General features: G+C 69.1%; 27 protein-coding genes. 2 read left to right on the top strand and 25 right to left on the bottom strand.

Annotated elements, in window-relative coordinates; genetic code table 11:
• Window positions 1–31: 31 nt before the first annotated feature.
• The 4 genes from BLW76_RS01315 to BLW76_RS01300 all read right to left on the bottom strand — a co-directional run bounded on the left by BLW76_RS01315 (window position 32) and on the right by BLW76_RS01300 (window position 3,404).
• On the bottom strand, window positions 32–1,222 hold the full coding sequence (locus tag BLW76_RS01315) for a cytochrome P450 (protein WP_091304003.1): 1,191 nt from the start codon (window positions 1,220–1,222) through the stop codon (window positions 32–34).
• Between the two features lie 25 nt (window positions 1,223–1,247).
• Window positions 1,248–1,463, bottom strand: coding sequence for a DUF5988 family protein (locus BLW76_RS01310; protein WP_167384423.1), 216 nt, complete (start codon window positions 1,461–1,463; stop codon window positions 1,248–1,250).
• A gap of 187 nt (window positions 1,464–1,650) precedes the next feature.
• Window positions 1,651–2,415: a Gfo/Idh/MocA family protein gene (locus tag BLW76_RS01305; protein WP_091304001.1), complete on the bottom strand. Its 765-nt coding sequence runs from the start codon at window positions 2,413–2,415 to the stop codon at window positions 1,651–1,653.
• Window positions 2,412–3,404, bottom strand: coding sequence for a Gfo/Idh/MocA family protein (locus BLW76_RS01300; RefSeq protein ID WP_244170002.1), 993 nt, complete (start codon window positions 3,402–3,404; stop codon window positions 2,412–2,414). Before BLW76_RS01300 ends, BLW76_RS01305 begins: the two co-directional genes overlap by 4 nt.
• Before the next feature lie 75 nt (window positions 3,405–3,479).
• Here BLW76_RS01300 and BLW76_RS01295 point away from each other — a divergent pair, with 75 nt between their 5' ends.
• Window positions 3,480–4,721: a hypothetical protein gene (locus BLW76_RS01295; protein WP_091303999.1), complete on the top strand. Its 1,242-nt coding sequence runs from the start codon at window positions 3,480–3,482 to the stop codon at window positions 4,719–4,721.
• Window positions 4,722–4,725: 4 nt separating this feature from the next.
• Here the strand turns inward: BLW76_RS01295 and BLW76_RS01290 are convergent, their stop codons facing one another.
• The 18 genes from BLW76_RS01290 to rplJ all read right to left on the bottom strand — a co-directional run bounded on the left by BLW76_RS01290 (window position 4,726) and on the right by rplJ (window position 21,384).
• Complete coding sequence (locus BLW76_RS01290) at window positions 4,726–5,436, bottom strand: ESX secretion-associated protein EspG (protein WP_091303998.1); 711 nt, start codon at window positions 5,434–5,436, stop codon at window positions 4,726–4,728.
• The gene (locus tag BLW76_RS01285; protein WP_091303997.1) at window positions 5,436–6,362 is read right to left on the bottom strand and encodes a hypothetical protein; all 927 of its coding nucleotides are present in this window, start codon (window positions 6,360–6,362) and stop codon (window positions 5,436–5,438) included. The genes BLW76_RS01290 and BLW76_RS01285 overlap by 1 nt, the downstream gene beginning before the upstream one ends.
• Before the next feature lie 355 nt (window positions 6,363–6,717).
• Window positions 6,718–7,326 carry a DUF3558 domain-containing protein gene (locus BLW76_RS01280; RefSeq protein ID WP_143060520.1) on the bottom strand — a complete coding sequence of 203 codons (609 nt, stop codon included), beginning with the start codon at window positions 7,324–7,326 and terminating at the stop codon, window positions 6,718–6,720.
• Entirely contained in the window at window positions 7,323–7,775 is a 453-nt protein-coding gene (locus BLW76_RS01275) for a PE domain-containing protein (protein WP_143060519.1), read from the bottom strand. The genes BLW76_RS01280 and BLW76_RS01275 overlap by 4 nt, the downstream gene beginning before the upstream one ends.
• Before the next feature lie 101 nt (window positions 7,776–7,876).
• Window positions 7,877–8,131, bottom strand: coding sequence for a hypothetical protein (locus BLW76_RS01270; protein ID WP_091303994.1), 255 nt, complete (start codon window positions 8,129–8,131; stop codon window positions 7,877–7,879).
• Between the two features lie 532 nt (window positions 8,132–8,663).
• A complete protein-coding gene (locus BLW76_RS01265) occupies window positions 8,664–9,554 on the bottom strand; it encodes a hypothetical protein (RefSeq protein ID WP_091303993.1) in 891 nt (296 codons plus the stop codon).
• 82 nt (window positions 9,555–9,636) lie between these two features.
• Window positions 9,637–10,206 carry a hypothetical protein gene (locus tag BLW76_RS01260; RefSeq protein WP_091303992.1) on the bottom strand — a complete coding sequence of 190 codons (570 nt, stop codon included), beginning with the start codon at window positions 10,204–10,206 and terminating at the stop codon, window positions 9,637–9,639.
• A 36-nt stretch (window positions 10,207–10,242) separates the two neighbouring features.
• On the bottom strand, window positions 10,243–11,508 hold the full coding sequence (locus BLW76_RS01255) for an MCE family protein (RefSeq protein WP_091303991.1): 1,266 nt from the start codon (window positions 11,506–11,508) through the stop codon (window positions 10,243–10,245).
• Window positions 11,508–12,677 carry an MCE family protein gene (locus BLW76_RS01250; RefSeq protein WP_091303990.1) on the bottom strand — a complete coding sequence of 390 codons (1,170 nt, stop codon included), beginning with the start codon at window positions 12,675–12,677 and terminating at the stop codon, window positions 11,508–11,510. The genes BLW76_RS01255 and BLW76_RS01250 overlap by 1 nt, the downstream gene beginning before the upstream one ends.
• A complete protein-coding gene (locus tag BLW76_RS01245; protein ID WP_091303989.1) occupies window positions 12,674–13,858 on the bottom strand; it encodes an MCE family protein in 1,185 nt (394 codons plus the stop codon). Before BLW76_RS01245 ends, BLW76_RS01250 begins: the two co-directional genes overlap by 4 nt.
• Window positions 13,855–14,841, bottom strand: a complete 987-nt coding sequence (locus BLW76_RS01240) for an MCE family protein (RefSeq protein ID WP_091303988.1) — start codon at window positions 14,839–14,841, stop codon at window positions 13,855–13,857. Before BLW76_RS01240 ends, BLW76_RS01245 begins: the two co-directional genes overlap by 4 nt.
• A complete protein-coding gene (locus BLW76_RS01235) occupies window positions 14,838–15,866 on the bottom strand; it encodes an MCE family protein (protein WP_091303987.1) in 1,029 nt (342 codons plus the stop codon). Before BLW76_RS01235 ends, BLW76_RS01240 begins: the two co-directional genes overlap by 4 nt.
• On the bottom strand, window positions 15,863–17,188 hold the full coding sequence (locus BLW76_RS01230; RefSeq protein ID WP_091303986.1) for an MCE family protein: 1,326 nt from the start codon (window positions 17,186–17,188) through the stop codon (window positions 15,863–15,865). Before BLW76_RS01230 ends, BLW76_RS01235 begins: the two co-directional genes overlap by 4 nt.
• Entirely contained in the window at window positions 17,185–18,021 is an 837-nt protein-coding gene (locus tag BLW76_RS01225) for an MlaE family ABC transporter permease (RefSeq protein WP_091303985.1), read from the bottom strand. Before BLW76_RS01225 ends, BLW76_RS01230 begins: the two co-directional genes overlap by 4 nt.
• A 4-nt stretch (window positions 18,022–18,025) precedes the next feature.
• Window positions 18,026–18,778, bottom strand: a complete 753-nt coding sequence (locus BLW76_RS01220; RefSeq protein ID WP_003060268.1) for an MlaE family ABC transporter permease — start codon at window positions 18,776–18,778, stop codon at window positions 18,026–18,028.
• A 38-nt stretch (window positions 18,779–18,816) separates the two neighbouring features.
• Window positions 18,817–20,001 (bottom strand): ABC transporter ATP-binding protein, encoded by a 1,185-nt coding sequence (locus BLW76_RS01215; protein ID WP_091303984.1) that lies wholly within the window; start codon window positions 19,999–20,001, stop codon window positions 18,817–18,819.
• 395 nt (window positions 20,002–20,396) lie between these two features.
• Window positions 20,397–20,780, bottom strand: a complete 384-nt coding sequence (gene rplL / locus BLW76_RS01210; RefSeq protein WP_091303983.1) for a 50S ribosomal protein L7/L12 — start codon at window positions 20,778–20,780, stop codon at window positions 20,397–20,399.
• A 49-nt stretch (window positions 20,781–20,829) separates the two neighbouring features.
• The gene (gene rplJ / locus BLW76_RS01205; protein WP_091303982.1) at window positions 20,830–21,384 is read right to left on the bottom strand and encodes a 50S ribosomal protein L10; all 555 of its coding nucleotides are present in this window, start codon (window positions 21,382–21,384) and stop codon (window positions 20,830–20,832) included.
• Window positions 21,385–21,696: 312 nt separating this feature from the next.
• On the opposite strand from rplJ, the gene BLW76_RS01200 reads away from it, so the two are divergent.
• Entirely contained in the window at window positions 21,697–22,545 is an 849-nt protein-coding gene (locus BLW76_RS01200) for a hypothetical protein (protein ID WP_091303981.1), read from the top strand.
• Here BLW76_RS01200 and BLW76_RS01195 read toward each other — a convergent pair.
• The 3 genes from BLW76_RS01195 to rplK form a co-directional block, all read right to left on the bottom strand.
• Complete coding sequence (locus BLW76_RS01195; RefSeq protein WP_091304067.1) at window positions 22,542–23,315, bottom strand: alpha/beta fold hydrolase; 774 nt, start codon at window positions 23,313–23,315, stop codon at window positions 22,542–22,544. The genes BLW76_RS01200 and BLW76_RS01195 overlap by 4 nt on opposite strands.
• Window positions 23,316–23,476: 161 nt before the next feature.
• Window positions 23,477–24,196, bottom strand: coding sequence for a 50S ribosomal protein L1 (rplA, locus tag BLW76_RS01190; RefSeq protein ID WP_003079259.1), 720 nt, complete (start codon window positions 24,194–24,196; stop codon window positions 23,477–23,479).
• A gap of 74 nt (window positions 24,197–24,270) precedes the next feature.
• On the bottom strand, window positions 24,271–24,708 hold the full coding sequence (gene rplK, locus BLW76_RS01185) for a 50S ribosomal protein L11 (RefSeq protein ID WP_043781763.1): 438 nt from the start codon (window positions 24,706–24,708) through the stop codon (window positions 24,271–24,273).
• Between the last annotated feature and the right edge of the window lie 68 nt (window positions 24,709–24,776).

Below are 24,776 nucleotides of genomic sequence, written 5' to 3'. Positions count from 1 at the left end.
ATCCTTTCGGGTGTACGGGGGGGAAGACCGCTCACCAGGAGACGGGGAGCTTCTTCACCGAGAAGACGGAACCCTTCAGCCGCAGCGGCACCTCGTCGGCCGGGACGGCCAGGCGGAGGTCGGGGAACGCCCGCAGGAGCGCGGTGAAGCCGGCCCGCAGCTCGATGCGCGCCAGGTTCTGGCCCAGGCACTGGTGGATGCCGAAGCCGAACGCGACGTGGCCGGCGGTGTCGCGGTCGATGTCCAGCTTCGCCGGACAGCCGAACTTGGCCGGGTCGCGGTTGGCCGCGGGCAGCGACACCGTCACCGTGTCGCCCTGCTTGATCAGCTCGCCCTCGAGCTTGAGGTCTTCCAGCGCGGTGCGGTAGGTGTGGTACTGGTTGACGGTCAGGTAGCGCAGCAGCTCCTCGATCGCGGCGTCGAGCTTCCCCGGCTCCGCCCGCAGCTTCGCCAGCTGGTCGGTGTGGTGCAGCAGCGCGAAGACGCCGGTGGCGAGCGCGCCTTCGGTGGTCTCGTACCCCGCGAACAGCAGCAGGGTGACGATGTTGCGCAGCTCCTCCTGGGTCAGGTCCTCGGTGACGAGCGAGCTGATCAGGTCGTCGGCGGGCTGCTTGCGCCGCCGCTCGATGACCTCGTCGAAGAACTTCCCGGCCGATTCGTAGGCGGCCGCGGCCTCGGCCGGGTCGGCCTCCGCGTCGTGCAGCAGGGTCACCGCGGGCACGTACCGGTCGCGTTCTTCGTAGGGCAGGCCGACGAGCTCGCCCAGCATCCGCAGGACCAGGGGCTTGGCGAAGTCCATGACGATGTCGGCCGGCGCGCCCTTGGCCCGCATGACCTCGATCTGCTCGGCGGCCACCGCCTCGACGCGCGGGATCAGCCTGCTCGTGCGGCGGACGGTGAACTCGCCGGTCAGCAGCTTGCGGTAGCGGGTGTGCCCGGGCGGGTCCATGTGGATGAACATGCCGGGGATCAGCGGGTGGGTCGGGATGACCTGGCCCTGGTGGGTGACCGGGAAGTGGCCGATTTCGCAGCTGTGGCTGAACCGCGGGTCGCTGAGGACCTCGCGGACCAGGTCGTAGCCGGAAACGATCCAGCCGACGTGCCCGTCCGGGTAAACCATCTTCGCGAGCGGCCGTTCTTCGCGCAGCTCGTCGAATATCGCGGGCGGATCGAACTTGTCGGTCCGATCCCACGGCACCTCGAAGGAGATTGCGTCGGTCATGGAAACCTTTCCAGGGGAAGATTCTCTATTCGGCGATCTTCGTGCGGTGCGACCACCGGAAGACGGCGATGTCACAGCCGTCGACGGCCTGGAACTCCCCGCCGTGCACGAAGTGTTCGTAACCGGCCCCGTGGCGGATCTTGAGCGTGTTCTCCAGCGCACCGGCGTCGACGCTGCGGTTTGCCAACGCCAGTTCGGCCGGCCCGCCACTCAACGCGATTTTCACCTGCGTAACACTCATCGCGGCCTCCACCTATTTCGGGAATCTCCCAGCACAGAGCGGTTTTTTCATTCTCGATTCAGGCTAGGCGAGCCACCGCAAGGCGACATCCCTCACTCTGGTAGAGCCCTCGCGCCTCCCCGCACGGACACAACAAAAGGGACTTTCCCCTGTGACACAGGAGAAAGCCCCTTGGTGGCGAAGCCGCTTACAGGTCGACGGGCTGCCCGGTGCGCGCGGATGCGTAGGCCGCTTGGACGATCCGGAACGTGCGCAGCGCGGCCCGGCCATCCGGTCCGGCCCCGTTGCCGCCGAGGAAGTCGTTGAGCAGCAACGCGTCCAGGTCTTCGCCACCCAGCTCCGGCCGGTCGCCGTCGAGCAGCCGTGGACCGGCGTCGTACTGCACGCTCGCCTTGTCCCCGACGAAGGTGACGGCGGGCAGGCCCGTTCCCGACGGGCTGCGGCGGCAGTCGAACGAGGCTGCTTTCCCGCTGCCGTACCGGACGGTGAGCACCGCCGCGCTTTCCCCGGTCCGTCCACTGAGGACGGTGTTGGCCTGTGCGTACACCTGCCGGGCCGGTTCGCCGCCGAGCACCGCGTCCGCCAGGTCGAGCAGCGACGGCGCGGCGGCCGCCAGCACGCCGTCCGCGCTCGTCGTCACCGAGCCGAGGATTGTCGTCAGCTCGCCGATGCCGCCGTCGGCGATGCCCTTGCGCACCACCGCGAACGCCTCGCCGTGGCAGGCCGGGGACGCGAAGGTGAGCCCGTCGCCCCCGGCGTCCACGATGGCTTTCAGTTCGGGTTCCCGGTCCGCGGAGGGGTGGTCGCACAGCACGCGCGCGCCGGCGTCGGCGGCCCGCAGGACCGGCTCGAACGCGTCCCAGCTCGCCGTGACCACGGCTTCGACGTCCGGCAGGCCGCGCAGCGCCGCGGCGTACCGCTCGGGCGTTGACGACAGAACGGCGACCTTCACGCGGCACCTCGCACCGGCAGTTCGACGGCCCGCCCGGTCCACGCGGACTCGGCGGCGGCGTGGATGATCCGCACGGCGGCCAGCGCGTCGCGCGCCCCGATGCGCGGCTCGGGCCCACCGGCGAAGGCCGCGGCGAACTCCCGCATCTCGGTGTCGAACACCGACGGCCCGCCGTACGCGAAGTTCCCGGCGTCGCCGTCGACCACCCGGACCTCCTGGGGCCACTCGGAGTCGTAGCCGACCGTGCCCCCGGTGCCCGAGACGTGGAAGGCGACCCGCACCGGCGGCCGGGGCGTGGCCGTCCACCGGCTCACGACCTGGCTGACGGCGCCGCTGGCGTGGGTCAGCACCGCGGTCCCGGTGGCGACGGCCCCTTCGGGTGCCGGGGTGGCGATCTCGCCCTGGTAGCAGGCGTGCACGCGGACGACGTCCCCGAAGACCCAGTGGGCGAGGTCGGCGCCGTGCAGCAGCTGGTCGGTGAGGATGCCGCCCGAGCGCGCGGAGGCGTGCCCGGTCCACGGCCGCGGGTGGTAGGCGGAGAAGGAGAACCGGCCGATCGCGCCCTCCCCCAGCCGCCCGCTCGCGACGAGTTCGTGCAGCCGCGCGTAGGGCGCGGCGAACCGCACGTCGTGGGCGGCGTAGAGCCGCACGCCCGCCTTTTCCGCGGCGGCGACGATCTCTTCGGCCTCCTCGGCACTGGCCGCCAGGGGCTTTTCGCACACGACACCGACGCCGGCGGCGATGGCGGTCATCGCGATCTCGTGGTGGCTCGCGGTCGGCGTGCAGATGTCGACGGCGTCAGCCCCGTCGAGCGCCTCGGCCAAGGAGCCGGCGGACTTCACCCCGAACTCCCGCGCCAGCTCGGCGCTCCGGCCGTCGGCGGAGTAAGCCCGCACGGCGGCGCCGGCGCCGAGCCACGCTTCCAGGTGCAGCCGGGCGATGAGCCCCGCACCGATCAGAGCCACCTCGAGCGGCCGCGATGTCTTCACGTACCGAGACTCGCCCACACCGCCCGGTGGGAACCATTACCAACGTGGGTAGTTCGGGCTGCCACACTGGCTGCCATGTGCGAGGCATGTGAACTCGAACCCGACCTCCCCGCCCTGCCGCCCGTGCAGCTGCCCTCCGCGGCCGAAGCGCTGGCCGCCGCCGAACGCAGCCCCGGCCTGGCCGATCTGCGGCGGTACGTCGCGGAACTGGACGGTACCTCGAAGCCCGGCCGCACCTTGCTGCCTCGCTGGGCCGAAGCGTGCGGGCTCGTCCGGGTTCTGAAGGACACGCACGTGCCGATGAAGAAGAACGCGAAGCTGCTCAAGCAGCCATTGGAGCTGTGGGCGCGGGCGTTCGAAGCACTCGGTGAGGCCGGCTACGGCATCGCCGTCGAAGACGACGAGGTGCCGTTCGAGTTCGGCATGCTGTTCCCGGACTTCCTCAGCGGGCTGCAGATGACGCTGTACTCCGCGGGCGGCACGCCCATGCCCCTGGAACTGCTGTACGGACTGGCCGACGAGATGCCGTCGCTGTTGACGGGGCTCGATGTTCACGGCGGCTCGCAGTGGCACCACGGCCTCCGGGTGACCTTGGCGGTGCTGGACCGCTTCGGCGCGATCGAGCGAAGTGAAGCCGGCGAGGAGGACCTGGCCAAGATCGCCGAAGCCGTCGGCCGTCCCGGACCCGACCCGACCCTCGTCCGCTTGACCCCGCTCGCCTTCTGGGCGTTGAACCGCATGCTCCGTGCCGAGGGCGTCGACGCACCGGTCATCGGCGAGCTGGCGGCGGCTCCGTTCGAGACCCTTGCCGATCACCTCACCGAGGCATCCCCGGAGGTCGCCGAGGCCGAACTGGCCGCCTGGCTCGCCCACCGGTCCCCGGCGGACGCCGCCACGGAAGCCGCCGGGTTCCTCCGGGAGGCGGAAAGCCCGGCGCAGCGGCTGCTGGCACTGCTCGCGCTGGAGGCGACCGGTGCCGTCGGCGTCGCCGCCGCCCGGACCGTCCGCGAAGAAGGCGGTATCGCCGGCGCGGTCACGGCGGCTTGGCTGGTCGAACGCGGCGAGATCGCGGCCGGAACGCTGACCGCCGACGAGATGTCCCTCGGCATGACCGATCACCTCGCGGCCATGGACGACTTCGGCGTGCTGTTCGCCGAACTGGAGGCGTTGGACGACCCGCTCGCCGTGGTCGGGGTGATCGCCGCGGCGGACCACCCGGACCGGCTCCGCCTCCTGGACGTGATCGCCCAGGAGCACCCGGACAACAAGGTCGCCAAGCAGGCGCGCAAGGCCCGGTTCACGCTTCGCCGGAACTGAGCCTTCAGTCCAGCCGGCGCCGCAGCTCGTCCAGCTTGGCGAGCAGGGCACCGTCCGAGCCGCCGACGGTGACCACGAACCTGCCGTCCGAGCAGCGGTGGCTCAGCCAGCGCCCCTGATCGGTGTCGACGAACGTGACCGGTTCGCTCCGGCGTTGACCACGATCGTCCCGGACGCCGGCGAAGACCTGCCCACCGGCGTACCGGGGCTGCGCGAAAATCGCTGCGACGCGCGCAGCCTGACCGCGAGGTTCTTCGCCGTCCAGGTCCGCGACCGGCACCGAGTACGAGACGGACCGGGCGGGCGGATGCTCGGGCAGCTCGCGCACGACCATCCTGGCCAGCGCCTCCAGGCGGGCGGGCCGCACCAGGATCCGGCCTTCCCCGGGCAGGTAACACGCGAACGCCCCCGACCGCCGCCCGGCGGCGGTGTGCAGCCGGTAGGTCAGTCCTTCGGTCTGTACGTAGGCAGACACCGCCTCCGGAGCACGGCAGAGGAGCCACAAGCTGTCTTCGAGATTCTCGCCGGGCTCGTCTTGGTCGAGGAAGCCTTCCGCCGCCAGCTCTTCGCGCGCGGCCGCGGCCCGTGCGGACTCCGCGTCGGGACTGCGCCACACGGGCTCGGGAGCGAGCACGGGCGGGAGCGTGAGCCCCAGCCGGTCCGCCGCCCAGTGCACGCTCGCCGCGGTCAAGACGGTTTCGTGCCGGACGACCATCAGAGGCCGATGGTCGGCGGAACCGGCTTCATTCCGTCCGGGAAGCCGCCGAACAGCTCGTCGGGGTCGGGTTCCTGGAGGATGTCGAGCCGCTTGTGCTCCTTGTCCTCTTCCTTCTCGCTGCCACGCCCCACGGGGGCGCCCATGGCGCCGGCGCCAGGTTTCCCGGCGGCACCGGCGAGGCCTGGCCGCGCCGCCCCGGGTTCACCGAACCGCCCGGCACCACTCCGGCCGCCGGGCTCGCTGCCCGATCCGCCACGCCCGCCACCGGGCCGGCTTCCGCTACCGGTTCCGCCTCGCCCGCCACCGGGCTCGCCGCCGGTTCCGCGACGCCCGCTACCGGGTTCGCCGCCGGTTCCGGGTGTCCCGATCCGGCCCGTCACCCCCGGCCCGCCGACCACCGGCACCCCCGGCCCGAGGCGGCCGGTGACGTCCCCCGATCCGCCGTCCCGCCCGAAGCCGGGGCCGGGCGGGCTTGTGCTCTCACCGGCGTTGACGGGCGAGATCGGCGTGAGCCCGGTCGTCCGAGTCGCGTCGTCCTGGCCGGGTCCGGTGGCCGGGCGCTGCTGCCCCGGTGTGTCCTGGCCGGGCACAGTTCGCGTGTCGTGGCCGGGAACGGTGCCGTTGCCCGGACGCTGCTGCCCGGAGGTGTCCTGGCCGCCGACATCGGTCCCGCGGTGCTCGACCTGCGTGGTGCGGTCGGTGCCGGTCCGGTGGTCGTCGTGCCCGCCGGGCGGAATGACGGCCGGCGCCTTCTCGGCGTGTTCGATGTCGGCACCACCCGACGGCAGCGTGAGGTCGCCGTAGTCACGGGGCAGGCCGGCGGTGTTGTCGCCGCTTTGGCCGTTGTAGGTGCCGTAGTGCCGGACAACCTCCTGAGCCTTGGCGTTCCACCCGGCGATCTCTTCGTCCTTGTGGGTGAGCATCGGCAGGTGGCGGCTGAGAAAGTCGTCCTGGGGCCGCGGTCCGGCCCATCACCGACCTTGTTCCGCAGGTCGCCGTAGTCGGCCCCCTGGGTCATCAGGGAGCTTTGCGCCGCGGCGAGGTGAACGGCACTGACCTCCGAGGCGGCCAGCAGCGGACCGGCGCCGGCCTGCGCCTGGCCCGCGGCGTTGCCGGACCAGGCTTCGCTCATGGCGGCCTGGAGACGGGTCATCATGTCCCGCGCCTCGACGTGCTTGGCGGCCATCTGCTGGGCCAGTTCACTGGAGGCGAAGAGGCTTTCGGGTCCATCGCCAGCCTTGAGGAAGTCGACGATCTGCTGGGCGGTGTACGCGGTCATCAGGTACCCGCCTTCATGGTGGACACCGCCATCTCGGTTGCCTTCCGGACAACCGGACAGGGATTCGCGTAGTCCTTCGAATCGGGGTCGACCGATACTTGAACACTGTAGGCGAGGTCATCGCGCAGGCCGACAACGAGTTGACACTTGCCCTTGGGCTGCGCGTCCAGAGAATCCAACAGCACACCAGGATAACCCGAAATATCCTCGACAGGTTCAAAGAACGGCCACTGACCCTGATCGTGCTGCTTGTAGACGTTGGCGAGACTGCTGCCAATCGTCAACAAGGTGGCGTGGATCGTGATCCCGATCTCATCAAAGGCGTTCCACTCACAACTTGGCCCGAACTTACTTTCCAGGTCAGGCTTCGGCTGTGTCGTGATGCCCAACTGGGAGACTTGGTCGGCGGTGAGCGCCGCACACGGCTGCTCCCGGTAACGAGCGGGGTCGAGAGGTTGTGCAACCTTTGGCACATTCGGACTCTCGTCGGCGCCAGAAGCCGAACTGGGCACACTTGCAGAGGGGGAGGGGCGACCAGCGACATCACGGGAGCAGCCGGTGACGAGCACAACCACCGAAAGCATCATTGCAAGCTTGCAATACTTCACAGTTCAGTCCCCATGACGTTGAACGAGTCGCCCGCCGAATCATCGGCGTGCTGATACTTCTCGATCATCTTCTCAAGCGATTTAACATAGCCGACCGCATAATTCCACTGCTGCTCAACGCTGCGCTGATACAGGTCCCCATGCGCCTTCGCAGCAGTGTTGTTTTCCGTGCTTGCCTGGTCCCCGGCCGGTGGCAGTACCGCCCGAAGCTCGTTACCGCGTGCTCGGAGTTCGTCGAGGGTGTCCCGCAGGTCTTGCCACTGGGGCAGCAGCGCCTGCATCTGTTCCACATCCAGCTTGAACCCACCCGAGCCACCGCCGGCAGCGGCCTGGTCCAGGCGTTGCTGAAGGATCTGCATCTCCGTGGCGTGGACGCCCTTGACCGACGGATCGTCCACCGGCACCCGGTACCCGGCCGCCCCCGTCACACTTCGCGCGAAATCAGGCATGCAGAACTTCCTCCCCGAAGCCCCCTGTGAGTGCCCGCACACACTCCGTCAGCAGATCAAGCTATCAGACGACGGGAAGGGAGTCAGCCGTTCCACCCGGTTCAGCGAGTCACCCGGACGGAGGCCAGGATCCGGTCCCTGACCTCGGCTGGCAGGATGCCGGCCAGGAACACCACCGCCACTCCGTCCGGCTCGTGGACCGGATATCCCTGCAGGTCCATCTCCACCAGCGGGGCCATCGGGTCGGTGGCGACGCAGGCGTCTTCGGCGACGAAGATCCGTGCGCCGCGACCAGTGGCTTCGCCGGTGCGGATGTCGCGCGGGACTCCGCCGAAGCCCGTCGAACGGGGGGTCATACAGGCGGTCGACGAGGCCTTGGCGCAGGATCGTCGTCAACGTGGTATTGACGTCCGAGGTACCGGTTACCAGGCCGATACCCAGGACACCTTCGGGGCGTTCGACGTTGACGCAGCGGGTCGAACCGTAGGTCGCCAGCTCGAACGTCGTGGCGGTGAGACGTACCCGCTCCGCTCCGCGCGCCCACTCATCACTGATGTCGTAAGTCAGCGCCTGCGACGGCGCGACCTCGCCGCCGCAGGCCGGGTCGGTCGGGGGACATGGCCTCAGCGTCGTTGTCCCGGCAATGTGACACCAACGCCCTGATCGTGCAGTTCTGCTGCGCCGAGTTCGGCCGTAACTTCGGGCCATGACAGCGACCTGGCGGCCCGGCCGCCTGCGCCCGGATCGAATCCACGCCGTCGCCGCGAACGGGCAAGGCCTCTGTGGCGCCGAAGTCGCGGCGCCCCAGCCGGTCCGGTGCGCGGTGTGCACACTGCTCGACGCGGGCGTTCCAGAAGCGGCACTTTCACGTGAAAGTGCCGCTCCGCCTTACTTGGACGGCGAGGGGGAAGCCGGTGCCGACGAGGGGGCCTGCGACGCCGCCGGGACCTTCGGCGCGTTGTAGGTGTCCATGTCGGTGATCTTCCACTTGTCGCCCTGCAGCTGGGCGTTCAGGTGGAGCTGGGCCGTGCCCGCCGTCGTCTTCTTCGTGTCCGTGCGGGTCGAGGTCTGGTCGACGAAGACCATCACCTTCGCCAGGTCTCCGTTGAGCATGATGACCGCCGCGCGGGTGACCTTGCACGTCACGATCATCTTCTGCGCCGGCGCCAGCCGCTTCACCTCGCCCATCAGCGAGTTGTACTTGGCCTTGACGTCGTCGTTGGCGAGCAGGTCGTTCGCCGCGTCCTCGGTCTTCTTGATGTTGTTGAAGTCGTAGGAGAACAGCGCCTCGGCCGCCTTCGACACCGCGTCCTTGACCTGCGCGGTCTTCGCGACGTCCAGCAGCGCCGTGTTGCTCGTCGCCGAGGAGATCTTGGTTTCCTCGTACTTGAACCAGAACGCCAGCGAGCCCAGCGCCAGCGCGACGAGCACCAGTGCACCCGCCACCAGGTACGAGCGCTCCCGCGGCGACCGCCCGGCCTTCACCGGCTCGTCCGCCTCGGCGACCGCGACCTCGGCTTCCTCGGTCGGCTTCGCGACCCCGGTGTCCCGCTGCTTCCGCCGTGGCGTCGGCCGCGGAGCGGCTTCTTCCGCCGCCGACGGCTCGCCCGTGAGCGCGTCGACCTGCGGCTCTTCCTCGACAGCGGGCTCGACCGCCGCGAACACCTGCGTGTCCTCGGCCGGTGCCGTGTCGACCGGGCGGGGCGCCGGACGAGGACGCGGCTTGGCGGTCCGCTCGGCGGCCGTCTCGTCCGTCGAGGGCTTGCGCAGCCCGGCCACGCGGGGACGCCGCGACGGCGTCGGGGTGCTGCGCGGCGGCTGGCGGCGGGAGGGAGGCACTACAAGCTCCTTTGAGGTGACGCTACTGGCCGGCCGCGACGAGCGGGACGCTGTCGATGCCCGACAGCTTCCAGTCATCGCCCACCCGGGTCATCGACACTTCGAGGCGCAGCGGCTTCGCGCTGCTCTTGTCGCCCTGGGTGACGGTGGTGGCGATGGCGGCGAGGAAGCTGGCCTTGCCTTCGTGGTCGTCCAGCTCCTCGACGGCGATGTCCTGGACGTCGGTGGTGACCTTCGTCTTGGCGTCGGAGAGCGCCTTGCGGAACGTCGGCGCCGACTGGTCGATCTGCTGGCTCATCTTGTCGTCCGACACGGCCTTCTGCCGGGCGAAGAAGCCGTCGAGGTCGGTGTAGTCGACCTCGGTGTAGGCCTTCAGCGCGTTGGTGCCCGCCTTGACGACGGCCTCGCGCGACGCCGCCAGGTCGGCGTTGTCGTCGGCCGCGGCCGCCCACCACTGGATGCCGAAGAACGCCGCGGCGATCAGGGCGGCCAGCGCCAGCGCCCCGGCGCCGAGCACCAGGGTTCGCGAAGGGTCCTTCGCCGGCGACTCGGCAGCCTCCGCTGCCGAGGGAGCCGCCTCGTCCGTGCTCATGACACTCCAGAGTAGGTAACGGTCATCAAATCCACGTCAGGACAGGCCGAGCAGCGAGCCCAGGCTGTTCAGGCTGACGCCGGGGCTGCCGACGATGCCCGGAACGCCCCGGGTGTCCCGCTCCTCGGCCAGCTCTTCGGCCGGCCGGTTCGCGTTGGCCGCGACGTCGCTGTCCGACGGCGCGACCGGCACCCCGCCGTACGGCGCGTTCTGCGCCCCGCGGACGTTGATCGGGCTGCCCTTCGGTTCGGCACAGTACGCGTCTTCCTTCGCCGGCTTCGCCGAGAGGTCGTTGCCGGTGCGGTACTGCGAGTACGGCAGGTACCCCTTCGTGCAGGACGGCGGGTTGAACAGGTTGAGCACCAGGCCGAGGTGCGCGGTGCCGTCGCCGGGCGCCACGCTGCTCGCCGCCCCGGCCAGCGCCGGGTACGTCACGAGCCCCTGCTCGATCCCGTCGAGGCGGGTCACGGTCAGGTTGGCCGTGGTGAGCAGGTTCGCCGTCAGCGCGCCGAGGCCGGGGCCGGACTCCTGCAGCACCTGGCTGATCTGCGTCGCCACCTGCGGGGTGATGCCGATGAGCTTGCGCAGGTCGCCGTCGGAGTTCTTCAACGTGCCGGTGAGCTCGTTGAGGCTCTTGCTGAACGAGGCGAAGTTCGCCGCCTCGGCGTTCTGCGTGTCGAGCACCTGGCCGCCGGCGTCGAGCAGCTGGATCGTCTGCGGCAGGTACTGCTGCGCCGTCGTGGTGAAGCTGCGCGCGGTATCGAGGAGCTTCTGCAGGTCGCCGCCGGTGCCGCGGAAGGCGTCGTAGGACTCGTCGACGACCGTGCGCAGCGAGTCGACCGGGACCGACGCGGCGAGCGAGTCGAGGTCGCCGATCAGCCGGTCGGTGCTGACCGGGGTGGTCGTCTTGTTCGCCGGGATCACCGAGCCGGCCGCCAGGTACGGGCCCTGGTCGGCCTTGGGCCGCAGGTCGACGTACTGCTCGCCGACCGCCGAGCGGTTGGCGACGACGGCGTCGAGGTCCGCGGGCACCCGCGGCGCCGACGGGTCGATGTTCAGGTCGGCCTCGAGCCCGGTCTGGGTGAGCCGCAGCTCGCCGACCCGCCCGATGTTGTAGCCGCGGTAGGTGACTTCGGCGTTGGTGAAGATGCCGCCCGACTCGTTGAGCTGCAGCTTCACCGTGTAGCCGCTGTTCCCGAACACCGTGCCGAGCCCGGCGAACCGGACCAGCGCGTAGACGATCGCGACGACCGAGATCACCACGAAGGCGATCAGCTGGATCTTCGTCCGGCGGATCAGCATCAGCCCGCACCTCCCAGGAGCCCGAAGAGGTTGCCCAGGCCCGGCTTCGACTGCGTGGACTGCGTGCCGGGGATCGGCAGCGGCGGCGGCTGGTTGGCCGGCGTGCCCTGGACCCCGCCGGTCAGGCCGGCCAGCGGCAGCTGCCCGGCGAGGGCGTTCTGCCTGCTGTTGCCCAGGTTGTCGACGATGGTCTTCAGGTTCAGGTCCACCTTCGCGAACAGGTTGAAGTAGTCGCCCTTGACGCCGTTGACGGCCTGGTCGCTGAACGGGAACGTCAGCAGGATCTCCAGGGCCTTCGGCAGGTCGTTGCCTGCCTCGCCGAGCTTCTGCAGCGTCGGCGTCAGCGCCTTGAGGTCGGCGACGAGGTCCTTCTGCGACTTGTTCACCGTGTCGGTGGCGACGCCGGAGAGGTTGTCGAGCGCCTGGAGCATGGTGACCAGCTGGCCGCGCTGCTGCTCCAGCACGCCGAGGCCGGGCCCGAGGTTGTCGACCGCGCCGACCAGCTTGTCCTTCTGGTCGTTGAGGGTCGAGGAGAGCCGGTTCAGCCCGTCGATGGCCCGGGTGATGTTCTTCGACTGGTTGTCGAGGTTCGTCACCAGCTGGTTGGCGTTGTCCAGCAGGGCCTTGATGTCCGGCTCGCGGCCGGACGCGGCCTTGTTGAGCTCCTTGGTGATGGTGTTGAGCTGGTCGATGCCCCCGCCGTTGAGCAGCAGGGACAGCGCGCCGAGCAGCTCTTCGACCTCGACGCTGCGGTTCGTGCGGGCCAGCGGGATGGTCGCGTTGTCGGCGAGCTTGCCGTGGGCCTGGTCGTCGCCGGGCGAAGCCAGCTCGACGTACTTCTCGCCGAGGAGGCTGGACTGCTTGACGTTGGCGATCGCGTTGGCCGGCAGCTTGATGTCGCCGTTGACCTTCAGCGTGACCAGCGCGTGCCAGCCGTCCTTGGTGAGCCCGACGTTCTCGACCCGGCCGACCGGCACCTCGTCGACCTTCACCCCGGCCTGCGGGGTCAGGTCGAGCACGTCCCGGAACTCGACGTTCACCGTGTACGGGTGGTCGCCGAGGTCGGCGCCGCCGGGCAGCGGCAGGTCGTAGATGCCCTTGAAGGCACAGCCGGAGAGCGTCAGCGCGGACACTGTCGCGAGCGCTCCGACCGTCAGGAGCTTCTTCACTGGCCACCTCCGTAGAGCTGCCCGGCGACGGGCAGGGGCAGCGGCGGCAGCTGGCCGGACTGCAGGGCCTGCACGGTCTGTGCCACGGACGGCAGCGGGATCACCTTGTCGACCACGCCGGCGATGCTCTGGCAGGCGTCGCCGAGCACGTCGGGGATGCTGTTGGTGCCGACCTGCTTGAGGAGACGGCAGATCATCACCAGCGGCGGCTGGGTCAGCTCGTTGAGGTTCGGCCGGGCGTCGAGCGTGCCGGACGAGCCGTTGTAGGTGTTGACCAGGTTGCTCAGGCCGACCGGGGCGACGTCGAGGATCTCGGCGAGCGAGCTGCGCTGGTCGACGAGCACCTTGGTGATGCCGGCCAGCTTGTCCACATTGGACTTCAGCCGGTCGTGGTTCTGGTCGATGAACGCCTGCACCGCGGTGAGCGTCGTGCCGAGCTGCTGCACGGTCGCGGCCAGGTTGTCCTTTTCGGACGCCAGGTAGCCGCTGACGTCGGCGAGCCTGCTCTCGAAGGTGCGCACCTGCTTGTCGGAGTCGGCCAGCGTCTGCGAGAACTTGCCGAGGTTTTCGACGGTGGCGAACAGGTCGTCCTTGTTGCCCGACAGCGTGCCTGCCGCCTGGCCGAGCTTGGTGATCGTGTCGTGCAGGGCCTGGCCGTTGCCGTCGACGTTGGCCGCCGCGGTGTTCAGCAGGTTCGACAGCGACCCTTCCTTGTTGACGCCGTTCGGGCCGAGGGTCTCGCTGACCCGGGCCAGGCTGGCCGCCAGCTGGTCGACCTCGAGGGGCACCTCGGTGCGGTCGAGGCCGATGACCGCGCCGTCGGAGATCCGCGGGCCGCCGGTGTACGCCGGGGCGAGCTGGACGTACCGGTCGGACACCAGCGACGGCGCCACGATGAGCGCCTTGGCGTCGGCCGGGACGGCGACCGAGCGGTCGTACTCGAAGTCGACCTTCACCTGGTTGCCCATCGGCGTGATCTTGGTGACCGTGCCCATGTCGACGCCGAGCATCCGCACGCTGTTGCCCTCGTACAGGCCGACGGCGCCGGCGAAGTACGCGGTCAGGTGGTTGCGGCCGGCGTCCTTGAGGGTCCACCAGATCCCGCCGGCGACGACGAGCGCCAGGACGATCGCGATGGTGAAGCCCCGGGTCAGGGCCTGCCCGAAGCGGGTGTCACTCATTTCGTGTAGCACCCCTCTTCGTTGATCGGGCCCATCGACGGCAGCAGCAGGCCGCAGATGTAGTTGTCGAACCAGCGGCCGTTGCCGATGGTGTTGGTGAAGACGCGGATGAAGGGCGCGAACTTCTTGAGCCCCTCGGCCAGCGAGTCCTGGTTGCGCTGCAGCATCGACGTCAGCTGGTCGAGCTGGGTCAGCACCGGGTCGAGCTGCTTTCCGTTGTCGTCGATCAGGCCCTGCAGCTGGGTGGCCAGCTCGCGGGAGCCGTTCAGCAGCGCGGTGATCGCGTCCTCGCGCTTGGCGAGCTCGGCGAGCAGGTCGTTGCCGTCGTCGAGGAGCTTCTGCACTTCGGCGTCGCGGTCGACCAGCGTCTGCGACACCTCGCGGGTGTTGGCGAGCAGGTTCGACAGCTGCTGGTCGCGCGAGGCGATCGTGTCCGACAGCTTCGACAGCCCGGTCAGCGCGCCCCGGACGTCCTCCGGGGTGTTGGCGAAGGTCTGCGAGATCGTGTCGAAGCTCTGCGCCAGCTGCTTGGTGTCGATGTTGTCGACCGTCTGGGACAGCCCGCGGAAGGCGTCGAGCACGTCGTAGGGCGCCATCGTGCGGTCACGCGGGATGCCGGTGCCGGGGTTCAGCGCGTTCTCGCCCTGCGGGTCGAGCGACAGGTACTTCTGCCCGAGCAGCGTCTTGATCTTGATCGCGGCGCTGGTCCGGTCGCCCAGCCAGGCGTCCTTGACCTTGAACGACACCTTCACCGACGCGCCGTCGAGCTCGATGTCGCTGATCTTGCCGACCTTGACGCCGGCGATCCGGACGTCGTTGTCCTTCTGCAGCCCGGAGGCCTCGCTGAACTCGGCGGTGTAGGTGGTGCCGCCGCCGATCACCGGCAGGTCGTCGGAGTTGAGCGCGGCGATGAAGCCGAGCGCCAGCACGACGATCCCGACCAGCGCGATCGGCACGGGGTTGCGCTTCTGGAACGACTTCATCCCTGGCACCTCGCCCGGTTCGCCGGCAGCAGGGGCAGGGCGACGTCGTTGATCAGTGGCGGCAAGCTCACGCTCCCGGAGAACTCACAGGCGTAGAAGTTGAACCAGGAGCCGTAGTCCGCGGTGCGGGTCAGCGTGCTCACCTTGGTCGGCAGGAACTGGATGAAGTGCTCCAGCTCCGGCTCGTTCTTGTTCAGCTGCTGGGTCAGGTTGCCCAGCGCGCTGATGTCGTTCTTCAGCGGCTCGCGGACCTCGCCGAGCAGTCCGGACGTCGTCTCGGCGAGGTTGCCGAGGCTCTCGATCGCGTCGCCGATCGGCTTGCGGTCGGCGGCCAGCCCGGACACCAGCTGCTGCAGCTTCACGATCAGGTCGTTGAGCTGCGGGGTGTGCGCGTTGACCGTGTCGAGCACCGAGTTGAGGTTGTCGATGACCTCGCCGATCACCTGGTCCTTGTCGGCGATCGTGGTGGCCAGCGACGCCGTGTGCGACAGCAGGCTCTCCACGGTGCCGCCCTCGCCCTGCAGGACCTGGATGACCTCGTAGGACAGCTTGTTGACGTCGTCCGGGTTGAGTGCGGTGAACAGCGGCTTGAAGCCGTTGAACAGCTCGGTCAGGTCGAGCGCGGGCGTGGTCCGCTCCAGCGGGATGGTGCCGCCGGGCTGCAGCGCCTTGCCGCCGGAGTTCTCGCCCTCGCCGAGGGAGACGTACCGCTGGCCGACCAGGTTGCGGAACTTGATCTGCGCGGTCACCCCGGCGGGCAGCGTCCGGCCGGCGTCCACTTCGAACTCGACCTCGGCCTGGCGCTTGTCGACGATCTTGACGTCCTTGACCTGCCCGACCCGGACGCCGGCGATGCGGACGTCGTCGTTGGGCAGCAGCAGCGTCGCGTCGGTGAAGCGCGCCTTGTAGGCGTTGGTGCTGGTGGTGTTGATGTTGGCGATGCTGATCCCGAGGATCGTCGTGAACAGCACGGTGACGACCACGAAGATGCCGAGCTTGATCAGCGGCGCGAGCAGGCCCCTCACTTGACCGTCACCTCCGCACCCCGGTACAGCGGGCCGACGAGCAGCGCGCTCCAGCCCGGGACGTCCGCGGCGTTCATGCCCAGCTGCGGGCCGAGCAGGTCGGCCAGGAAGCCCTGCTCCGCCGTCGAGTACGCCAGATCACCACCGCTGCCGCCGTTGCCGGCCGCGTCGGCCTTGAACTTGGCCGGGTTGAGGCCCTCGCCGACGCTCTTCGGCGCCGGCTGGTGCAGCGTGCCGTCCTTGAACGCGCCGTCCGGCGGCTCGGACGGGAACGGCTTCGGGATGTCCTTGATGTCGTAGCAGCGCGGGCCGCGCTTGTCGTCGAACCGCGGCTCTTCCTTGCCCGCCTGGTAGGGCGCGCGCGGCACGATGATCTCGATGGTGGCGTGCAGGCCGGGCTGGTTGGTGCCCTTGCCCAGCGCCTGGTCGATCAGCGGCACGTTCTTCGCCATCTGGGAGATCACGCAGGGGTACTCCGGCGCGTACTTCGCCAGCAGCTCGGCCGTCGGCCGGGCGGTGTCGACGAGGGAGATGATGTTGTCCTTGTTGTTCTGCAGGAACGTCTGCAGGTCCACCGAGGCCTGGGTCAGGCTGCCGTAGAGGTTGGCCAGGTTCTGCCGCTCGTCGACCACGGTCCGGGTCGTCGTGCTCAGGTTGTCCAGGCTCTGCACCAGGTCCGGGGCCGCGTCCTTCAGGTGGTCGGAGAACTCCGCCAGCGCCTTGAGGTTGTGCTGCAGCTCCGGCTCGTGCGGGTTCAGCTCGCCGATGTAGCTGCCCAGCTGCGAGAGCGTGTCGCCGAGCTGGTCACCGCGGCCGGACAGCGCCGTCGAGATCGCGGTGAGCGTGGCCGACAGCTTCTGCGGCTGCACCGCCTGCAGCACCGGCATCAGGTGGGCGAACGCCTGCTCCAGCTCGACCGCGTTCGACGTCCGGTCCTGCGGGATGACGTCGCCGGTGGAGAGCGTCTTCGCCGACGGGTCCTTCGGGATCTCCAGCGAGACGAACCGCTCGCCGAAGAGCGTCTTGGGCAGGAACCGCGCCGAGACGTTCTCCGGGATGAGCTTCGCGGACTCCGGCTGCAGCGCCAGCGTCAGCTCGGCACCCCTGTCGGTGGCGACGATGTCCTGGACGGACCCGACGATCAGCCCGCGCACCTTGACGTCGGACTGCTTGATCAGCTGGTTGCCGATCTTGTCGGCCTCCAGCTTGACCGTGACGACCGGCGTGAACGCCTTGTCGTAGAGCGCGATGGACAGCGCCACCCCGCCGACCATCACGGCGATGAGCAGCAGGCCGAGCAGCCTGCGCCGGAGCACCCTCATCCCGCGATCCTTACCGTGACGTCGGTTCCCCAGATGGCGAACCCGATGAAGAAGTTCATGATCGACACCGTGACGATGGACAGCCGCACGGCCTTGCCGACCGCGACGCCGACCCCGGCCGGGCCACCGGTCGCCCGGTACCCGAAGTAGCAGTGCGACAGGATGATCAGGACGCTGAACAGCAGCACCTTGATGAACGAATAGAGCACGTCCTGCGGCGGTAAGAAGAGGTCGAAGTAGTGGTCGTAGGTGCCCGCCGACTGGTTGTAGATGTAGATGACGACCAGTCGTGACGCGAGGTACGAGCTCAGCAGGCCGATGATGTAGAGCGGGATGACCGCGACGAACCCGGCGATGATCCGCGTCGTGACCAGGTACGGCAGGCTCGGCACGCCCATGACTTCCAGCGCGTCGATCTCCTCGGAGATCCGCATCGCGCCCAGCTGCGCGGTGAACCCGGCGCCGACCGTCGCGGACAGCGCGAGGCCGGCGACCAGCGGGGCGATCTCGCGGGTGTTGAAGAACGCCGTCAGGAAGCCGGTGAAGGCCGACGTCCCGATCGAGTTCAGCGCCGAGTAGCCCTGGAGGCCGACGAGGACACCGGTGAACAGGGTCAGGCCGACCATCACGCCGACCGTGCCGCCGATGACGGCGAGCGAGCCGGAGCCGAAGCTCACCTCGGCCAGCAGCCGGAGCACCTCTTTGGTGTAGCGGCGGATGGTCCGCGGCGTCCACAGCAGCGCGCGGCCGTAGAACGACATCTGGTCACCGAGGGTGTCCAGCGTCTGCAAAGGACGGTTGACGACGCGTTTCGCGCCCTGGAGGAACGTCATGGCGCTAGTCCAGCTTTCCGGGCACGATCTGCAGGTAGATCAGGGTGATCACGAAGTTCACGACGAACAGCAGCAGGAACGTGATGACCACCGACTGGTTCACCGCGTCCCCGACGCCCTTCGGGCCGCCGGAGGGGTTGAGGCCCCGGTAGGACGCGACGACGGCGGCGATGAACCCGAAGATCAGCGCCTTGATCTCACCGACCCAGAGGTCGGGCAGCTGCGCGAGGGCGGAGAAGCTCGCCAGGTACGCGCCCGGCGTCCCGCCCTGCAGCACGACGTTGAAGAAGTAGCCGCCGAGCACGCCGATGACGCTGACCATGCCGTTGAGCAGGAGCGCGACCAGCATCATCGCGAGGGTGCGCGGGACGATCAGCCGCTGGACCGCGGAGACGCCGAGCACCTCCATCGCGGCGATCTCTTCGCGGATGGTCCGGGCGCCGATGTCAGCACAGACGGCGGAGCCGCCCGCGCCCGCCACCAGCAGCGCGGTGACCAGCGGACTGGCCTGCTGCACGGTGGCGAGCACGGAGCCCGCGCCGGTGTAGGACTGCGCGCCCAGCTGGCGGGCGAGCGAGCCGAACTGCAGCGAGATGACCGCGCCGAACGGGATGGCCACCAGGGCCGTCGGCAGGATGGTCACGCTCGCGATGAACCAGGACTGCTGGATGAACTCCCGCAGCTGAAAAGGCCTCTGGAACAGGCCGCGGACGATGTCCAGGCCGAGAGCGAACAGGTTCCCGGTCTCGCGGAGCATGCCGATCCCGGGGATCTTCGCCTGTGTTGCGGGAGAGCTCACCTGCCACCTGGCCCGTTGTCTCGTGGCGGTGGCATCCGGTGCGTGCCGGGTTGTCTCGGCGGCTGGCCGCCGCCCGGGATCCGGGCCACCTGGTCGGCGGGCAGCTGCCCGTGGTGCTGGTTCGGAACGCCGTCACCCTGCGGGCGCGCCCCGACCTGCTGCGGCTGGCCGCGGTGCGGGCGCACGCCGTAGTGGCGCTGCTCCTCCGGGCTCAGGGACTCGATGATGCTTTCCTGCGCGGCCGGCGGCAGCCGGTGCATGATCTCCATGACCCGGTCCTTGCGGCGGACGGCACCCATCCGGGTGGCCACGCCCGGCGTCGTCTGCATCTGCGGCGGCACCCCGGAGATGTCCTCGACCCCGCCAGCGTGGTGGCCGGCGTCGAACATCGCCTGCTCGGCGGCCATCTGGGCGGAGTCCTTCTCCTCGGACATCCCGATCGGGCCCTGCATCTTGCCGTTGAGGAACTGCTTGACGACCGGTTCTTCGCTGGTCAGCAGCACCTCGCGCGGGCCGAACATGACCAGTTCCTTGCGGAAGAGCATGCCCAGGTTGTCCGGGACCGTGCGGGCCAGGTTGATGTTGTGCGTGACGATCAGGAAGGTCGCGTCGATCTGCGCGTTGACGTCGAGGAACAGCTGCGAGATGTAGGTGGTGCGGACCGGGTCGAGGCCCGAGTCCGGCTCGTCGACCAGGATGATCTCGGGGTCGAGCACCAGGGCGCGGGCCAGGCCGGCGCGCTTGCGCATCCCGCCGGAGATTTCGCCGGGCAGCTTCTTGTCGGCGCCGTTCAGACCGGTCATGTCGAGCTTTTCGAGCACGATCCGGCGGATTTCCGTCTCGGACTTCTTCGTGTGCTCGCGCAGCGGGAAGGCGACGTTGTCGTAGAGGTTCATCGAGCCGAACAGCGCGCCGTCCTGGAAGAGGACGCCGAAGAGCTTCCGGATTTCGTAGAGCTTGTGCTCGGAGCAGGTGACGATGTCGACACCGTTGATCACGCAGCGGCCGCGGTCGGGCTTCAGCAGCCCGATCATCGACTTGAGGAAGACGGACTTGCCGGTCCCTGACGGGCCGAGCATGGCCGACACTTCGCCCGGGGGGAGCGTCAACGTGACGTCCCGCCAGATGGTCTGCTTACCGAAGGACTTCGTCAGACCTTCGATGACCACCTCGGCACCCATCGCACCTCCAGGAGCTGTTCCGCGTCATTGCGCCCGCTGCCACACCCTGCCACCCACGCCGGCGGCGGATGTGGGCCTGTGGCGCCCACGAACCCGCGTCAACCAGGTGCAACGAGCTGAGTGCGAACAGGTTACTCACCAGTTTTCTTTTCTGGCCAGCCCCGGGCCCATCGTCATCCCGCCGTGATCGCCAATGGGCAGCACGGTAGCCCATTCGGGCCAACTACGCAGTCCTCCGGAGCCCGGAACCCACGATTCGGGGGCCCCGGGGCCATTCGGACAACGGTCCTAGGGGGTGCCGGTGGCGCGGTATCCGGAAAACGGAACGGGGCGGGCATCCGAAGTGGATGCCCGCCCCGTCACGAGGTGGTGCGTAGGCGCCGACGCGCCCGGGATCACTTGATGGTGATCTTGGCGCCCGCGGCCTCGAGCTTCTCCTTGGCGGCCTCGGCGGCCTCCTTGTCGACCTTCTCCAGGAGGGCCTTGGGAGCGGCCTCGACCAGCTCCTTGGCCTCCTTCAGGCCCAGGCCCGAGACGACCTCGCGGACGACCTTGATGACCTGGATCTTCTTGTCGCCGGCGCCCTCGAGGACGACGTCGAACTCGTCCTGCTCCTCGACCGGGGCGGCAGCGGCGGCGGCGGGGCCGGCGACGACGGCGGCCGGGGCAGCGGCGGTGACGTCGAAGACCTCTTCGAACTCCTTGACGAACTCGGACAGCTCGAGGAGGGTCAGCTCCTTGAAGGCGTCGATCAGCTCGGCGGTGCTCAGCTTCGCCATGATGGCTTCCTCTCAGAAAAACGAACGAGACGTTCGGGGTGGGGGTGGTTCAGCTCTCGGCGGGTGCTTCGGCTGCTTCGGTACCGGCGGCGTTGCGCTGCTTCTCCTCCAGCGCGGCAGCCAGGCGGGCGACCTGGGACGCCGGCGCCTGGAACAGCGCGGCGGCCTGGGAAAGCTTCGCCTTGAACGCGCCCGCCGCCTTGGCGAGCAGGACCTCACGGCTGTCGAGATCGGCGATCCGGTTGATCTCGTCCACGGACAGCGCTTTGCCGTCCATGTAGCCGCCCTTGATCACAAGCGCGTTGTTGTCCTTCGCGAAGTCGCGAAGCGCCTTGGCGGCGTCGACAGCTTCACCCTCGACGAAGGCGATGGCGGTCGCGCCGACGAACAGGTCCTCGAGACCCTGGATGCCGGCGTCCTCGGCCGCCCGCTTGACCAGGGTGTTCTTCGCGACCCGGTACTTGGCACTGGTGCCGAGAGCGCGGCGCAGCTGGGACAGCTGGGACACGGAGAGGCCGGTGTACTGGGTAACGACGGTGGCCGAGCTGGTGCGGAAGCTCTCCGCGATCTCGGCGACGGCCGCCACCTTGTCGGGCTTCGCCATGGTCGCCTCCTCTCTTGGCTAGTGTTTCCACTGGCTGTTCGAGGAGCCCCGTTCACGACAAAACGCCCTCGCGCAGACAGGCGCGGGGCGTTGTAGGGCGCTTGCGGGCGCCCGGCCTCGTTCCTCCTGCGCGGGCCGCCCGGCGAGTGCGGGACCTTCGTTCCCCGTTGAGGCGGGGAAAACCAGCGGTCTTCGGTAGAACCGTCGTCAACTATACCCCGTCGGTTGTCAAGGTTTTCCCGGGGGCCGGTCTGACCTGCGTTTAGGGCGCCTGGGGGTTCCGTGCGGCGCCTCGGGGGGCATCATGGTGACGTGGCGGAGCAGCGCGATGACGGAAAGCCGGGCGCGGAAATCGAACCGGCGGGCTCGACCACGCCCGCGGCGGGTCCTCCGCCCGAGGCGCCGGTGGACCCGGCGCAGCTGGAGCAGTTCCGCCAGTTCCAGCAGTTCCAGGACTACCTGCGGTTCACCCAGGCCCAGCAGGGCAACCAGCCGGCCCCCGCACCGGACGCGGGCGTCGTCCAGGCCCCGCCGTCCCATCCGGGCAGCCAGCCCCCGATGATCCCGCCGGGCTACCAGCTGGTCCCGACCGAGCGGCGTCGCGCGCCCCGGTGGCTGGCATGGCTGGGGAAGAAGGTCATCGCGTGGGTGCTGGCCTTCATCTTCGTCGTGGTCGCGGGCACGTGGCTGTACAACCACTTCTTCCCGAACGACTCCGGCAAGACCTCCGCCCAGATCGCCCAGGAGGGTGGCGGGACCTACCACACGAACCACATCCTCTCGACCAGCCCGTACGAGGCGGTCCGGTCGGTCTACGACGCCGTCGCGCAGAACCTCGTCCCGCAGGGGTGCGGGCGGATGCGCGAAGACGTGCAGCAGAAGTTCGCCCAGGACCTCGGGTATGCGGACTGCCAGGTCGCCGTCCACGAGCTGAACCGGCAGGTCAAGAGCAAGAACGACTACGCCGAGTCGATGCCGTCGTACGTCTCGGAGCCCATCCCGGGCGACAGCTTCACGATCAGCTCGTGCCGGTTCGGCATCCGCGGCGGCCCCGCGCTGGGCGCCTTCACCGTGCAGAAGGTCGAGAAGAGTCAGTGGCTCATCACCGGGCACACGAACGAGCCCACGCCCTGCCCGCCGCCCACCCCCACCAGCCGCTAGCGCGGGTGCGGCGCGGACAGGAACGACACCAGAGCCTCCGCGAACGCCGGTGACATCACCGCCGTCATGTGGTCGCCCGGGATGCGGACCAGCCGGGCGCCCGCGATCGCCGCCGCCAGTCTCTCCGGCTCGGCTGCCAGCTGGTCCTGCTCGCCTGCCAGCACCAGCGTCGGGACTCCGATCGACGACAGGTCCAGGTGGCCCTCGCGCGAAGCCAGCGCCACCGCCGCCAGTGCTTGGCGGTCGCCGCCCACCGCGTCGGCCAGGAGGCGGAACGGTACTCCCGAGCGCGGTACCAACGCGGGGTCCTCCGCCAGCAGCGCCGAGGCGATGTCGACCGGCTTCAGTACCCGCAGGTCCACGCCGCCGAAGTCGACGATGCCCGAGCCCACGCCGCCCGTGGCCAGGCAGCGGATGCGCTTGTCCGCCGCCGTCACCGTCAGGGCGATGATCGCGCCCATCGAGTAGCCGACCATCGAGACCTCGTCGAGGGCCAGCTCGTCCAGCAGGGCCGAGACGTCGCGGGCCATCGCGTCGTCGGCGTAGCGGGACTCGTCGTGCGGCTTCTCGGACCGGCCGTGGCCGCGGGCGTCCAGGGAGATCACCGTGAAGCCCGCCGACCGCAGCGCCGCGACGACGCCGGTGGAGATCCAGTTCGCGTTCGTGTCCGCGGCGAAGCCGTGTTGCAGCAGCACCGGGCGGTGGGCGCCGTCGCCCTCCCACACCGTGTAGTTCAACCGGAGCCCGTCGAACGACGCGAAAGTCGGCATGATGTCCATCAGACACGAAGAAAGGGCGCCCCCGCAGCAAGCGGGAGCGCCCTTTCTGGTGATCTCAGCCTCAGAACCTTATTCAGCCCTCGGCCGGCGCGAGGTTCGCCTCATGCGGGCGGGTTGCGTGCCGTAGCGCCGTCCTAACCAGAATAAGGTTCTCAGACGGCCGCTTCCTCGGAAAGCAGGTTGCGGGTCCGCAGCGGGTCGACCGGGATGCCCGGGCCCATCGTCGTGGTGAAGGTGACCTTCTTCAGGTAACGGCCCTTCGCCGACGACGGCTTGGCGCGGAGGATCTCGTCCAGCGCCGCCGCGTAGTTCTCGACCAGCTTCTCGGTGTCGAAGGAAGCCTTGCCGATCACCAGGTGCAGGTTGGCCTGCTTGTCGACGCGGAAGTTGATCTTACCGCCCTTGATGTCCTGCACGGCCTTCGCGACCGCGGGGGTCACCGTGCCGGTCTTCGGGTTCGGCATCAGGCCACGCGGGCCGAGGATGCGGGCGATGCGGCCCACCTTGGCCATCTGGTCCGGCGTCGCGATCGCGGCGTCGAAGTCGAGCCAGCCACCCTGGATGCGCTCGATCAGTTCGTCGGTGCCGACCGCGTCCGCGCCGGCGGCTTCGGCCTCGGCGGCCTTGTCGCCGACGGCGAAGACGATGACGCGGGCGGTCTTACCGGTGCCGTGCGGCAGGTTCACGGTGCCGCGGACCATCTGGTCGGCCTTGCGGGGGTCCACACCGAGACGCATCGCGACCTCGACGGTCGCGTCCATCTTGGTCTTGGAGGTCTCCTTCGCCAGCTTCGCAGCCTCGAGCGGCGCGTACAGACGCGTCTTGTCGATCTGCTCCGCAGCCTGGCGGTAAGCCTTGCTGTGCTTGGGCATGTCTGCTGTTCCTCAATTCAACGGATCAGTGTGGTGCGAGCCAGCCCTGGCTCTCCCACGGGTACTTCAGAAAATCAGGCGTCGACGACCGTGATGCCCATCGACCGAGCAGTGCCGGCGATGATCTTCGCGGCCTGGTCGATGTCGTGCGCGTTGAGGTCGGTCTCCTTGGTCTTGGCGATCTCGCGGACCTGGTCCCAGGTGACCTTGGCGACCTTGGTCTTGTGCGGCTCGCCGGAGCCCTTCTCCACGCCCGCGGCCTTCAGCAGCAGCTTCGCGGCCGGCGGCGTCTTCAGCTTGAAGTCGAACGACCGGTCCTCGTACACGGAGATCTCGACCGGGACGACGTCCCCGCGCTGCGACTCGGTCGCGGCGTTGTAGGCCTTGCAGAACTCCATGATGTTGACGCCGTGCTGACCCAGCGCGGGGCCGACCGGCGGCGCGGGGTTGGCCGCACCCGCCTTGATCTGCAGCTTGATGATCGCCGCAAGCTTCTTCTTCTTGGGTGGCATTTCTTTTCCTGTCCTGTACTACGTTCCCCGCGTACCTGCCGTGGACGCGGGGACTGCGACCGGAAGGC

The organism is Amycolatopsis tolypomycina (genome assembly GCF_900105945.1).
Lineage (GTDB): Bacteria > Actinomycetota > Actinomycetes > Mycobacteriales > Pseudonocardiaceae > Amycolatopsis > Amycolatopsis tolypomycina.
The sequence above is the reverse complement of the archived record's forward strand: the minus strand, read 5'-3'. Positions and strand labels throughout refer to the sequence as shown.